The organism is Streptomyces sp. CA-146814 (genome assembly GCF_050942385.1).
Lineage (GTDB): Bacteria > Actinomycetota > Actinomycetes > Streptomycetales > Streptomycetaceae > Streptomyces.
In genome coordinates, this window is record NZ_CP192068.1 from 2885695 (window position 1) to 2898241 (window position 12547).

General features: G+C 70.2%; 11 protein-coding genes. 8 read left to right on the plus strand and 3 right to left on the minus strand.

The genetic code is table 11. The features are described from left to right. Nucleotide 1 precedes the first annotated feature (1 nt). Nucleotides 2–979 carry an SMI1/KNR4 family protein gene (locus tag ACQP09_RS12695; RefSeq protein WP_356746402.1) on the minus strand — a complete coding sequence of 326 codons (978 nt, stop codon included), beginning with the start codon at nt 977–979 and terminating at the stop codon, nt 2–4. 236 nt (nt 980–1215) lie between these two features. Here ACQP09_RS12695 and ACQP09_RS12700 point away from each other — a divergent pair, with 236 nt between their 5' ends. Both ACQP09_RS12700 and ACQP09_RS12705 read left to right on the plus strand, forming a co-directional pair. Further along, entirely contained in the window at nt 1216–1749 is a 534-nt protein-coding gene (locus ACQP09_RS12700) for a YwqJ-related putative deaminase (RefSeq protein WP_433398496.1), read from the plus strand. Nucleotides 1750–1759: 10 nt separating this feature from the next. Further along, nucleotides 1760–2290, plus strand: a complete 531-nt coding sequence (locus ACQP09_RS12705) for an SUKH-3 domain-containing protein (protein WP_433398498.1) — start codon at nt 1760–1762, stop codon at nt 2288–2290. A 103-nt stretch (nt 2291–2393) separates the two neighbouring features. On the opposite strand, the gene ACQP09_RS12710 is transcribed toward ACQP09_RS12705, so the two are convergent. Then, nucleotides 2394–3728 (minus strand): sensor histidine kinase, encoded by a 1335-nt coding sequence (locus tag ACQP09_RS12710; RefSeq protein WP_433398500.1) that lies wholly within the window; start codon nt 3726–3728, stop codon nt 2394–2396. 156 nt (nt 3729–3884) lie between these two features. On the opposite strand from ACQP09_RS12710, the gene ACQP09_RS12715 reads away from it, so the two are divergent. From ACQP09_RS12715 to ACQP09_RS12740, 6 genes are all read left to right on the plus strand, one after another. Beyond that, entirely contained in the window at nt 3885–4769 is an 885-nt protein-coding gene (locus ACQP09_RS12715; RefSeq protein ID WP_433398502.1) for a hypothetical protein, read from the plus strand. Nucleotides 4770–4951: 182 nt separating this feature from the next. Continuing rightward, nucleotides 4952–6400, plus strand: a complete 1449-nt coding sequence (gene glmU, locus ACQP09_RS12720) for a bifunctional UDP-N-acetylglucosamine diphosphorylase/glucosamine-1-phosphate N-acetyltransferase GlmU (RefSeq protein WP_433398504.1) — start codon at nt 4952–4954, stop codon at nt 6398–6400. A 120-nt stretch (nt 6401–6520) separates the two neighbouring features. After that, the gene (locus ACQP09_RS12725) at nt 6521–7498 is read left to right on the plus strand and encodes a ribose-phosphate diphosphokinase (RefSeq protein WP_356746408.1); all 978 of its coding nucleotides are present in this window, start codon (nt 6521–6523) and stop codon (nt 7496–7498) included. 205 nt (nt 7499–7703) lie between these two features. Further along, a complete protein-coding gene (locus tag ACQP09_RS12730) occupies nt 7704–8297 on the plus strand; it encodes a 50S ribosomal protein L25/general stress protein Ctc (protein WP_433398507.1) in 594 nt (197 codons plus the stop codon). A 133-nt stretch (nt 8298–8430) separates the two neighbouring features. After that, nucleotides 8431–9024 carry an aminoacyl-tRNA hydrolase gene (pth, locus tag ACQP09_RS12735; protein WP_433398509.1) on the plus strand — a complete coding sequence of 198 codons (594 nt, stop codon included), beginning with the start codon at nt 8431–8433 and terminating at the stop codon, nt 9022–9024. A 113-nt stretch (nt 9025–9137) separates the two neighbouring features. Beyond that, complete coding sequence (locus ACQP09_RS12740) at nt 9138–9629, plus strand: hypothetical protein (RefSeq protein ID WP_432151544.1); 492 nt, start codon at nt 9138–9140, stop codon at nt 9627–9629. A gap of 28 nt (nt 9630–9657) precedes the next feature. On the opposite strand, the gene ppc is transcribed toward ACQP09_RS12740, so the two are convergent. Beyond that, complete coding sequence (ppc, locus tag ACQP09_RS12745) at nt 9658–12387, minus strand: phosphoenolpyruvate carboxylase (protein ID WP_433398511.1); 2730 nt, start codon at nt 12385–12387, stop codon at nt 9658–9660. Between the last annotated feature and the right edge of the window lie 160 nt (nt 12388–12547).

Here is a 12547-nt window from a genome sequence, read left to right on the forward strand (position 1 = left end):
CTCACCCCTCCACCGGGACGGCGCGCGCGAAGCCGCCGTCCACCATCAGGTTCGCCACCGTCTCCAGCTCCGGCGGATTGCCCGCGAGCCGCTGGAGGAAGGCGTCGAAGTCCGCACCGCACGGCAGCAACAGCCGCTCCACGCGCTCCTGCACGCTCCAGCCGTCCTGGTCCCGGGCATCGTCGTACGGGCAGAACCACACCGAACCGACGTCCTGCCCGCGCACCTTCACGGCCAGGATCCCGCCCTGGACGAAACCGACACCCAGGTAGTCCTTCGTGAAGTGGTCCCGCAGACACTTGTTCACGTACACCAGGTCGTTGACGGCCGCCTCGTCACGCACCGTGAAGAACGGCTGGTCCACCAGCAGCCCCAACTCGGCGTCCAGCGCGGCCCCGACAGGAGCCGAACCGCCCGCCGCTTTGAGGAACGAGCGGTAGGCGCCCGGCAGCCGGTAACCGAGATCCTCCTCGACGCCCTGGATCTGCTGCTCGCTCACCGCGACCGCACCCTTGGGCAGCCGGAAATGCGCCGGACGCGTCTCCTGCAACGGCCGCGTACCGCGCCGGTCCTGGTCCACCTCGGTCGTCGCCAGACCGCCGTGGTGACGCAGCAGCGCCTTCACCTCGACCGGCACCAGCTCCATCCGCCGGCCGCCCGCCACGTGGTGCCAGGTCCAGCCGTGCGGCGTCGCCACCGTGGGAATCGTGTCCCACAGCTCATGGCCGGCCGCCGCCATCGCCGCGTTCGCCGACACGTAATCCGTCAGCCGCAGCTCGTCGACACCAAACCCCTGCGGCGGATCGGCGATCTCGGCGGCGGCCCGCGCGTACGGCGAGAAATCCGGATGGCCGCTGCCGTCCACGCGCACACCCCTGGGGTGGCGGGACGCCCGGACCGGGTCCGGGAAGTGCACGACCTGACCGGCATAGGCCGCGTTCGGTGGCGCGGCTTGCTGCCCGAGCCGACCTGTCGTCATGGCGGTTGCCCCCTGCTGCGTCTGGTGGTTCCGCACAGCCTAAGCGGTGGGGCAACAGGGGCTCCCGCCCCGCCGGTTCCGTCACCAACGGTCACATCCGCGTGACGGTGAGGCGACGTTCTAGCACCTTCCGGCGACACGCGCACACGTTTCCCCCACCCAGCTTCCCCACCACCCCGCACATTTGGCAGGCTGTCCCCGCAACTCGGGGGATTGCAGGGAGGGACGACCGCACCATGCATTCAGCACAAACAGTCACAAACGGAACCTCAGGGGACCCGCGACTCAACTGGAGCAGCACCGAAACCAGCCACACGCCCCACCTGCTCCACCGCCGCGACGGGATCCTCCCCGCCGTGGCCGCCGCCCTTTCCGTACGCGGAGAGACGCTCACCTGCACCGCCGGCAAAGGCGACCAGCCGCCGGTCCTGCACCCGCTCGTCCAGGACTTCCTCGACACCCTCACCAGCGGCCAGCGCGAACGCTTCACCGGCCGCTGCCCCGAGGCCATACTGCTCTCCCGCCAGCTCACCGCCGCCGAGAGCGGCCGCTCCAAACGCGCCCAGCGAAAACCCCTGACCAACGGGGAAGCCCGCCGCGCGCTCAAACACTCCCGGCTCACCGCCCGCCGCATCCGCGAGGACGGCGACCCGCTCCACGGCAGCTACGCGCCACCGTGCCGATCCTGTTCGGCGCTCCTCTCCCACTTCGGCGTACGCCCCGTCGACCTCACCACCACCGGCGCCGCGACCACCGCCGAGAAGGGCTGACCGCCCACCCATGCACGACCAGCACCCGCACCTTGCGCACCTTCCGCAGCAGCAGCACAACTCCACCCGCTTTCCCGTCGCCGTCGACGCCGCCCTCCGCGAAGCCGGGTGGCAGCCCGGGCGCTGGGACATCCGGCAGGCCGAGGAGTGGGCCGACGCCCTGCGCGCCCACACCTCGCCCGCCGGGCACCGGCACGCGGTGTTCCCGGCGGCGGTGGAGGCCTGGGCGGAGTTCGGCGCCCTCCACATCACCGCGACCGCACCGGGCCGGCAGATCGCGCCCGCCGCCGTCCGCGTCGACCCGCTGCACGGACTGCACCTCGCCCGGACGCTCGGCGACCTGGGCCGCGCCCTGGAGACCGAGGTGGCGCCGCTGGGGGCGGAGGGCGAGGAGCAGGCGGTCCTCGCGATCGACACGGAGGGGCGGGTGTACAGCATCGACCACACGGGGGACTGGTTCCTGGGCAAGGACATCGACGAGGCGCTGGCCACGCTGATCACGGGGGCGCAGCCGATGCGCCTGACGTCGAGCCCCGTCTAGCCCGTCCGGCGTTCGAGGACGGAACCGTCGCTCGGGACGAACCAGCGCCTTCACGTCCCCGGACACGGAGGGGTTGCCGCTCCCCCCAGCAAGGGTTCCGTCCTCAAACGCCGGACGGGCTGGAGGTGTCCGGGAGCACCGCCGACACCCGGAAGCCGCCCGCGTCCGTAGGGCCGGACACGAACACGCCCCCCAGCCCCAGCACCCGCTCCCGCATCCCCACCAACCCGTTCCCCCCGCTCGGCAGCCCCGCATCCGCCACCGCCGCGTCCGACGGACCGTTCTCCACCTGCATCGCGACCTCGGAACCCCGGTGCGCCAACCGCACCCACGTCTTCGCCCCCGCCGCATGCTTGTGCACGTTCGTCAGGGCCTCCTGCACCACCCGGAACGCCGTCTGCTCGACCTCCGGCGCGTACGGACGCAGCTCACCGTCCACCGACAGCTCCACCACCATTCCCGCCTGCCGCGACTGCGCCACCAGCGCCTCCAGCTCGCTCAGCCGGGGCCCGTCCTCCGACGCCGCCGCAGCGACCGCCGCAGCCGCCTGTGCCACCGACGCCAACGGAACAGCACCGCCATCCCCGGCGGCCGGCGCCACCAACGCGTCCCCGCTCCGCAGCACCCCGAGCATCTCCCGCAGCTCCGTCAGCGCCTGCCGCCCCATCTCCCCCACCAGCGCCGCGTTCCGCACCGCCTTCGCCGGGTCCTTCGGGGCAACGGCCTGAAGCGCCGCGGCGTGCACCACCATCAGGCTCACCCGGTGGGCCACCACGTCATGCATCTCCCGCGCGATCCGGGTCCGCTCCTCCGTACGCGCCCACTCGGCCCGCTCCTCCGCCCGGTCCGCCAGCAGCGACAACTCCCGCTCCAGCGAATCCGCCCGCTCCCGCAGGCTCTCCATCAGACGGCGCCGCGCCCCTATGTAGAGACCGAACAGCACGGCGGGTGCCGTCAGCCCCACCGCCATGAACACCGACACCAGCGGTACGTACCAGTCGCCGGGACCGAAGTCCGCCTGCTCCGCCACGCTCTGCCGCAACCGCACGTAGGTGACGATGAACGTCCCCACCAGCGCCATCCCCGCCAGCACGACGGTGATCCGGCGCGGCACCTCGGACGCGGCCAGCGTGTACAGGCCCACCAGGGCCATCAGGAAGCCCATCTCGGCCGGCGTCATCGCGATCGTCACGAGCACCACGGCGATCGGCCACCGCCGGCGTACCAGCAGCACCGAGCCCGCCAACAGCCCGAACACCAAGCCCACCGGCACCGGCACCCCGGTGTTCCGGGCGAACTCCACCCCCTCCAGGCCACACTCCAGCGCGGATACCAGCGCCAGTCCCACGTCCAGGGCGACACTGCGCCGCCGCTCCCACCACCAGTAGCCGCGGGTGGTCGATCCCGCCGCCTCCTGGTCTGCCCCCGTTGCGGTCATGGCATCCAGCCTACGGGCGGACGCATCCCCTTTTCCGGTGACCGGCAACAGCACGTTCCGCGTTCGAACGTGCACGAAACGCACGCCGATCGCCCGAAATGGCGAATCGACCGCGCATTCGACCCGGACGTTCGCATTCCGGACGACGATCACCGTATGACGGAAACCACAAGCAAGTACGCCGACTTCGAGGGCCTCCGTGCCCAGGCGGTGGCGCTGCGGCGGGAGGGCCTCAGCCGCCGCCAGATCCGCGACCGCCTCCACGTCGACAACAACGACCTCCTCAACCGCCTCCTGCAGGGAGAGCCCGCCCCCGAGTGGACGAAGCGGCCCAACGCCAAGGACGACGTACGGGCGAAAGCCAGGGAACTGCGTCTCCAGGGCATGACGTACGACCAGATCCAGGTGGAGCTGGGGTGCTCGGCGAGTTCGGTCTCGCTGTGGGTACGGGATCTGCCGAAGCCGGAGCGTCGGCGCACCCGGGAAGAGTCCTCCGCCATCGGGCGGCGCGGCTGGGAGGCCACGCTCCAGCGGCGGGACGCCGAGCGCCAGGCGCAGAAGCAGAAGGCCTCGGACGAGGTCGGCGCCATGACCGACCGCGAGCTCTTCCTGCTGGGCGTCGGCCTCTACTGGGCGGAAGGCACCAAGTCCAAGCCATACCGCACCCAGGAGCGCGTCACCTTCGTCAACAGCGACCCCGGCATGATCGAGGTCTTCCTGGACTGGCTCCGCCTCCTGAGGGTGGACGACGACCGCCTCCGCTTCCATGTCCTCATCCACGAGACGGCGGATGTCGCGGGAGCCGAGCGGTTCTGGGCCGACCTCACCGGCGCCAGAACCGCGGCGTTCGGCAAAACATCGATCAAGAAGCACATACCGAAGACGAACCGTAAAAACGTCGGCGAGAACTACCACGGCTGCCTTGCCGTACGCGTCCTGCAAAGCGCCGAGCTGTACCGTCGCATCGAAGGCTCCTGGTACGGCATAGTGTTGGGTGCCAGTCCGGCGAGCCGACACGATGTCCGGTTTAGTCGGAATTGATCCCCCATGGTGTAATCAGGCAGCACTGCGAGTTTTGGTCTCGTATGTCCAGGTTCAAATCCTGGTGGGGGAGCTTCGGCACGCGGGCCCCGACCACACCGGTCGGGGCCCGCCCCCATTCCCCGGCGAAACGCCCCCGGTATCCTGCGGATGACCACCACCTGAAGCCGAAGGGCACATCCGTGAGCGCAACCAGCCCGGCAGCCGTCGTCGTCCTCGCAGCGGGTGAGGGCACCCGTATGAAGTCGAAGACCCCCAAGGTCCTGCACGAGATCTCCGGGCGCTCGCTCGTCGGACATGTCGTCGCCGCCGCCCGGGAGCTGGATCCCCAGCATCTCGTCGTGGTCGTCGGGCACGCCAGTGAGCAGGTCACCGCGCACCTGAACGCCGGTGACGAACCCGTGCGCACCGCCTTCCAGGCCGAGCAGAACGGGACCGGGCACGCCGTCCGGATGGGGCTCGAAGAGCTCGGCGGAACCGTCGACGGCACCGTGATCGTCGTCTGCGGCGACACCCCGCTGCTCTCCGGCGAGACGCTCGGCGCGCTCGCCGCCACCCACGCCGCCGACGCCAACGCGGTCACCGTCCTGACCGCCGAGGTCCCGGACTCCACCGGTTACGGGCGCATCGTGCGCGACGCCGCCTCCGGCGCGGTCACCGAGATCGTCGAGCACAAGGACGCCACCGACGAGCAGCGGGCGATCCTGGAGATCAACTCCGGGGTGTTCGCGTTCGACGGCTCGCTGCTGGCCGACGCGCTGGGCAAGGTGCGCACCGACAACAGCCAGGGCGAGGAGTACCTCACCGATGTGCTCTCGATCCTGCGTGAGGCCGGCCACCGGGTCGGGGCGTCCGTGGCGGGTGACCACCGCGAGATCCTCGGCATCAACAACCGGCTCCAGCTCGCCGAGGCCCGTCGCCTGCTGAACGAGCGGCTGCTGGAGCGGGCGATGCTCGCGGGCGTGACGGTGGTGGACCCGGCGTCGACGCTGATCGAGGCGAGCGTGACGTACGAGCGTGATGCCGTCGTGCATCCCGGGACGCAGCTGCTCGGTAGCACCCACCTCGCGGAGGACTCCGAGGTCGGGCCGAACTCGCGGCTCAAGGACACCGTCGTGCACGCCGGTGCGCGGGTGGACAACTCGGTGACGGACTCGGCCGAGATCGGTGCGGGAGCGCTGGTGGGGCCGTTCGCGTATCTGCGGCCCGGGACGCGGCTGGGGGTCAAGGCCAAGGCCGGAACGTACGTCGAGATGAAGAACGCCACGATCGGGGAGGGGACCAAGGTCCCGCATCTCAGCTACGTCGGTGACGCGACGATCGGTGACCACACCAACATCGGTGCGGCCAGCGTCTTCGTGAACTACGACGGGGTGGCCAAGCACCACACGACGATCGGTTCTCACTGCCGTACCGGTTCGGACAATATGTTTGTGGCACCGGTCACGGTCGGGGACGGGGTCTACACCGCCGCCGGGTCGGTCATCACGAAGGACGTCCCTTCCGGTTCGCTCGCCGTGGCGCGGGGCCAGCAGCGGAATATCGAGGGCTGGGTGGCCCGGAAGCGTCCGGGCAGCGCCGCCGCTCAGGCTGCTCAGGCGTCCTCGCCGGGAGCCGACGGCGAAAGCTGACCGGAAACAGGTGCGCCGGTGACGGCGTACCGTGATAGATGCTCACCCCATTTCGGCTGGCTCGTTGCACATCGGGACCTATGCGTGCGGCGCCAGATACACGTCTGAGGAGACTGTGCTGTGACCGGGATCAAGACGACCGGCGAGAAGAAGCTGATGCTCTTCTCCGGCCGCGCCCACCCCGAGCTGGCCGAGGAGGTCGCACACCAGCTGGGTGTCGGTCTCGTGCCGACGAAGGCCTTCGATTTCGCCAACGGTGAGATCTACGTGCGCTTCCAGGAGTCGGCACGTGGCGCGGACTGCTTCCTGATCCAGAGCCACACGGCTCCGATCAACAAGTGGATCATGGAGCAGCTGATCATGCTGGACGCGCTGAAGCGCGCGTCGGCCCGTTCCATCACGGTGATCGTGCCGTTCTACGGGTACGCCCGTCAGGACAAGAAGCACAAGGGCCGTGAGCCGATCTCGGCGCGCATGGTGGCGGATCTGATGGCGACGGCCGGTGCGGACCGGATTCTCACGGTCGATCTGCACACGGACCAGATCCAGGGCTTCTTCGACGGTCCGGTGGACCACCTGTTCGCGCTGCCGATCCTGGCGGACTACGTGGGTGCGAAGGTCGACCGTTCGAAGCTGACGATCGTGTCGCCGGACGCGGGCCGGGTTCGGGTCGCCGACCGCTGGTGCGACCGGCTGGACGCGCCGCTGGCGATCGTGCACAAGCGCCGTGACAAGGACGTGCCGAACCAGGTCAGCGTCCACGAGGTCGTGGGTAACGTCGAGGGCCGGGTCTGCGTGCTGGTCGACGACATGATCGACACGGGTGGCACGATCTGCGCGGCCGCGGACGCGCTGTTCGCGCACGGTGCGGAGGACGTCATCGTGACGGCGACGCACGGTGTGCTGTCGGGTCCGGCGGCGGACCGGCTGAAGAACTCGAAGGTGAGCGAGTTCGTGTTCACGGACACGCTGCCGACCCCGGGTGAGCTGGAGCTGGACAAGATCACGGTGCTGTCGATCGCGCCGACGATCGCGCGTGCGGTGCGTGAGGTGTTCGAGGACGGTTCGGTGACGAGCCTCTTCGAGGAGCAGGGCTGACCGTCCCACGACGGTCCCTGTTGATCCACTTTGGGGTACGGCCTTCCCGCCGGGTAGACTCAGCGAGTTGCTCGGCGAGGGAGGCCGTACCTGTGTGTACGGCGGTCCGTTATCGGCGCGCTCTTCGTAGCAGGCCTGTCGTGGGCCGGGTGACCGTTCGTGTTCCGTCTCCTGACGGCTCACCCATCTGACGAGGAGTGCAACCATGGCTGAGATCAAGCTCGCCACCGAGGTCCGTACCGAGTTCGGCAAGGGCGCCGCCCGCCGTATCCGTCGTGCCAACCAGGTTCCCGGTGTCGTCTACGGCCACGGCGCCGAGTCGGTCCACATCACGCTGCCGGGTCACGAGCTGCTGCTGGCGCTGCGTACGGCCAACGTGCTGATCGGTCTGGAGATCGACGGCAAGGACGCGCTGGTCATCCCGAAGGCCGTGCAGCGTCACCCCCTCAAGGGCACCATCGAGCACGTCGACCTGCTGACCGTGAAGCGCGGCGAGAAGGTCGAGGTCGAGATCGCGGTGCACGTCGAGGGCGACCTGGCGCCGGGCGCCAACCTGCTGGAGTTCGTGCAGAACACGCTGCTCGTCGAGGCCGAGGCCACCCACATCCCCGAGTCCGTGACGGTGTCCGTCGCGGGCCTGGACGCCGGTGACTCGATCATCGCCAAGGACGTTCCGCTGCCGAAGGGCTCCGTGCTCGCCGGTGACGAGGACGCCATCGTGATCCAGGTCGTCGCCGCGCAGGCCGAGGAGCCGTCCGCCGACGAGGCCGCCGCCGAGACCGAGGGTGCCGAGGCCTGAGCCTCACCCCTCACCGTTCCACCTGCTTCATCTGTTCCACCTGCTTGACCGACGGGGTGGTGGTTCCCTTCCGGGGAGCCGCCGCCCCGTTCGCCTGCCATCACCCGTGCCTGTACGAGGAGACCGAGCGCTGATGCCCGACGCCACCGACCCCTGGCTCATCGTGGGCCTCGGCAACCCCGGCCCCGAGTACGCGGCGAACCGGCACAACGTCGGGTTCATGGTGGCCGATCTGCTGGCGACGCGGATCGGCGGGAAGTTCAAGCGGGCGCAGAAGGCGCAGGCGCAGGTGGTGGAGGGGCGGATCGGTCCGCCGGGTCCGGGGAGCCGGCGGGTGGTGCTGGTGAAACCGATGTCGTACATGAATCTGTCCGGTGGTCCGGTGACGGCGCTGCGGGACTTCTACAAGGTGCCGACAGATCATGTCGTGGCGGTCCATGACGAGTTGGACGTCGATTACGGGGCGTTGCGGCTGAAGCTGGGCGGCGGGGACAACGGGCACAACGGGCTGAAGTCGATGACGAAGTCGATGGGTCCGGATTATCACCGGGTGCGGTTCGGGATCGGGCGGCCGCCGGGGCGGATGCAGGTCGCGGATTTCGTGCTGAAGGATTTCGGGTCGGTGGAGCGCAAGGAGCTGGCGTTCCTGGTGGACCGGGCGGCGGATGCGGTGGAGTGTCTGCTGGCGGAGGGGCTGGAGCGGGCGCAGAGCGCGTACAACTCCTGAGCTACGGCCTGTTCGCCCTCGCCGCGTACAACTCCTGACATTCTCGTCCCTGGTGGGGCGTTTCTCGGCCACAGGTTGACCGGGGGCTGTGCTCTGGCCAAGGATCTGCCCCCATGAAGCGGAGCTCTTCCCAGCGTGCGGCGGTCGTGGGCCGTCGGACGGCGCTCGTCGGCCGTCGGACCGCGATGGGGCTGGTGGCCTTGGTGCTGCTGGTCGCGGGTGTGTGGTCGTCGTGGGATGCCGCGCACCATGTCGTGCTGGCCAAGGGGCGTGAGCACGGCACGTTGACGGTGACGGAGTGCGGTGAGGAGACCTGCACCGGCCGGTACGAGCCGGACGCGATGTCGCCGGCGCGGGCTCGGGTGGTGGTGGAGAGGTCGGTCGCGGCGGAGAAGGGCGACCGTTTTCCGGTGGTGGTGAAGCCCGGTTCCGATGCGGTGGTCCGCACGGGGGTGCCGGGCTTTCTGCATGCGTGGATGCCGCTCGGCGGGGCGATGGTGCTGGCCGGGTTCGTGATCGGCGGCGGGGTGCGGATGCCGCGTACGGCGTGGGGGGTCGGAACGGCCGGGGCGGCCCTGCTGGTGGCGACGTTCGTCGCGCTGTAGCAGGGCCGCCCCGGGGTTTTCCGTACGGTCAGCCGGTGTTGCGCAGGCCCGCCGCGACACCGTTGACGGTGAGCAGCAGGGCGCGCGCGAGCAGCGGGTCGGGTTCTTCGCCGCGTTCGACGGCCTGGCGCTGGCGGGCGAGCAGGGAGACCTGGAGGTAGGAGATCGGGTCCAGGTAGGCGTCGCGGATGGCGAAGGTCTGCTGGAGCGCCGGGCTGGTGCCGAGGAGTTCGGTGGAGCCGGTGACCTTGAGGACTTCCTTGACGGTGAGCGCGTGCTCGGCCTCGATGGCGTCGAAGACGTGCTTGAGCTCGTCGGGGACGAGTGTGTCGACGTAGTGGCGGGCGATGCGCAGGTCGGTCTTGGCGAGCGTCATCTCCACGTTGGAGAGGAAGTTCCGGAAGAAGTGCCAGTGCTCGTGCATCTCGTCGAGGACGGTGTCGAGTCCGGCTTCGCGCAGGGCCTTGAGGCCGGAGCCGACACCGAACCAGCCGGGGACGATCTGGCGGGACTGGGTCCAGCCGAAGACCCACGGGATGGCGCGGAGGCCGTCGAGCGAGACGCCGGAGCCGGGGCGGCGGGAGGGCCGTGAGCCGAGGTGCAGGTCGGCGAGCTGGTCGACCGGGGTGGAGGCGAGGAAGTAGGCGGGCAGGTCGGGGTCTTCGACGAGCTTGCGGTAGGCGCTGTGGGCGGCGTCGGAGACGGTGTCCATGGCCGCGTCCCAGCGGGCGAGGGCCTCGTCGGACTGGCGGGGTGCGGTGTGCAGGGCGGAGGCCTGGAGGGTGGCCGCGACGGTCAGTTCCAGGTTTTCGCGGGCGAGAGCGGGGATGAGGTACTTGTCGGAGATGACCTCGCCCTGCTCGGTCACCTTGATCTCGCCTTCCAGCGTGCCCCACGGCTGGGCGAGGATCGCGTCGTGGGAGGGGCCGCCGCCGCGGCCGACGGTGCCGCCGCGGCCGTGGAAGAGGCGCAGGCGTACGCCGTAGCGGTGGGCGACGTCGCGGAGGCGGCGCTGGGCGCGGTGGATCTCCCACTGGCTGGTGGTGATGCCGCCGAACTTGGAGGAGTCGCTGTAGCCGAGCATGACCTCCTGGACGTCGCCGCGGAGGGAGACGAGGCGGCGGTAGGAGGGGTCGGCGAGCATCGCGTCGAGGATGACGTCGGCGGCCTTGAGCTCGTCGGTGGTCTCCAGGAGCGGGACGATGCCGATCTTGGCCCAGCCGGCGTGGAGGTCGATGAGTCCGGCCTCGCGGGCGAGGACGGCGGCGGCGAAGACGTCGTCGGCGCCCTGGCACATGGAGATGATGTAGGACTCGATGACTTCGGGGCCGAAGCGCTCGAAGGCTTCCTTGATGGTGTGGAAGACGCCGAGGGTCTTCTCGCCGGCCGCGTCGAGCGGGGCCGGGGTGGGGGCGAGGGGCCGGCGGGAGCGGAGCTCCTTGGCGAGGAGCCGCTGGCGGTAGTCGCGGGGCATGTCGGCGTAGCGCCAGGACTCCTCGCCGAGGCGGTCGAAGAGCTGGCCGAGCGCGTGGTGGTGGGCGTCGGCGTGTTCGCGTACGTCCATGGTGGCGAGCTGGAGGCCGAACGCGGCGAGCGTGCGGATGGTGCGGTCCATGCGGCCGTCGGCGAAGAGGCCGCCGCGGTGCTCGCGCAGGGAGGTCTGGATGAGGGCCAGGTCGGCGAGGAGCTCGGAGGTGCCGAGGTAGTCGCAGCCGGGGCGGTGGGCGGTGCCCTTGGCGAGGCGCTCGCGGGTGTTGACGAGCTTCTGCCGGATGCAGGTGGCCTTGAGGCGGTAGGGCTCCTCGGCGTTCAGCCGCTTGTAGCGGGGGCTGATCTCGGGGAGGCGCTCCAGGTCGGCCTGGAGGGAGGTGAGGAGCTCGTCGGTGGCTCCGGTGTAGCGGATGGAGTTGGAGAGCAGGCCGCGCAGGTAGTCGATGAGTTCGAGTGCGTCGGTGATGCCGTGCTCGTGCTGGAGGATGAGGACGTCCCAGGTGACGGCGGGCGTCACGTTGGGGTTGCCGTCGCGGTCGCCGCCGATCCAGGTGCCGAAGGTGAGGGGGCGGGTGCCGGCGGGGAGTTCGACGCCGACGCGCTCCAGTTCGGCGGCGAGGTCTTCGAGGACGTCGCCGACGGCGTTGGCGTGCAGCTCGTCCAGGTAGTAGATGGCGTTGCGGGCCTCGTCGGCGGGCTCCGGGCGGACGACGCGGAGTTCGTCGGTCTGCCAGATGAGGTCGATGTTCTCGGCGAGGCGGAGGTCGTGGCGGCGGCGGTCGGCCTCGATGACCGGGGTCTCCAGGAGCTCGGCGATGCGGCGGAGCTTGTTGAGGACCGAGCGGCGGGCGGCCTCGGTGGGGTGGGCGGTGAAGACCGGCCGGACGTTGAGGTTCTTGACGGTGGCGCGCAGGTGCTCGGGGTCGGCGTCCTTGAGCCGGTCGGCGGTGCGGGCCAGGAGCCCGCCCTCGGCGGCGCGGCGGTCGCGCATCTCGTGGGCGCGGTGGACCTGCTCGGTGACGTTGGCGAGGTGGAAGTAGGTGGAGAAGGCGCGCACAAGCTGTGCGGCGGTCTCCAGGTCCGTGTCGCCGAGGAGGTCGGCCGCCGCTTCGCCGTCGGTGCGGGTCAGGGCGCGTACCCGCTCGACGAGGTCGAGGAGTTCCTGGCCTTCCTGGCGTACGAGGGTCTCGCCGAGGAGGTCGCCGAGGCGGCGGATGTCGGCGCGCAGCTCGGGGCTGGCGGCGGGGGTCTGGTCGGCACTGCTCACAGTGTGCGGCTCCTTGCAGTGAATGAGGAGGTGCGTCGCTTCGGCGTCTCCCGGTGACGGTGTGACGGCGGTGGGAGAGCGCTTGGCGGGGGACGGGGCCCTGCGGCAGGCAGCGGTGCTGTCGCCACGCCCCGACGAGCGGGTGCGGACCGCGCTGTCC

Bases quoted from the DNA above. Each gene is read 5' to 3' on its own strand.
- pth (WP_433398509.1), top strand. From the start codon at position 8,431: ATGCCCGACGCCACCGACCCCTGGCTCATCGTGGGCCTCGGCAACCCC.
- ACQP09_RS12700 (WP_433398496.1), top strand. From the start codon at position 1,216: ATGCATTCAGCACAAACAGTCACAAACGGAACCTCAGGGGACCCGCGA.
- ACQP09_RS12740 (WP_432151544.1), top strand. From the start codon at position 9,138: ATGAAGCGGAGCTCTTCCCAGCGTGCGGCGGTCGTGGGCCGTCGGACG.
- ACQP09_RS12710 (WP_433398500.1), bottom strand. From the start codon at position 3,728: ATGACCGCAACGGGGGCAGACCAGGAGGCGGCGGGATCGACCACCCGC.
- ACQP09_RS12695 (WP_356746402.1), bottom strand. From the start codon at position 979: ATGACGACAGGTCGGCTCGGGCAGCAAGCCGCGCCACCGAACGCGGCC.
- ACQP09_RS12705 (WP_433398498.1), top strand. From the start codon at position 1,760: ATGCACGACCAGCACCCGCACCTTGCGCACCTTCCGCAGCAGCAGCAC.
- ACQP09_RS12730 (WP_433398507.1), top strand. From the start codon at position 7,704: ATGGCTGAGATCAAGCTCGCCACCGAGGTCCGTACCGAGTTCGGCAAG.
- ACQP09_RS12715 (WP_433398502.1), top strand. From the start codon at position 3,885: ATGACGGAAACCACAAGCAAGTACGCCGACTTCGAGGGCCTCCGTGCC.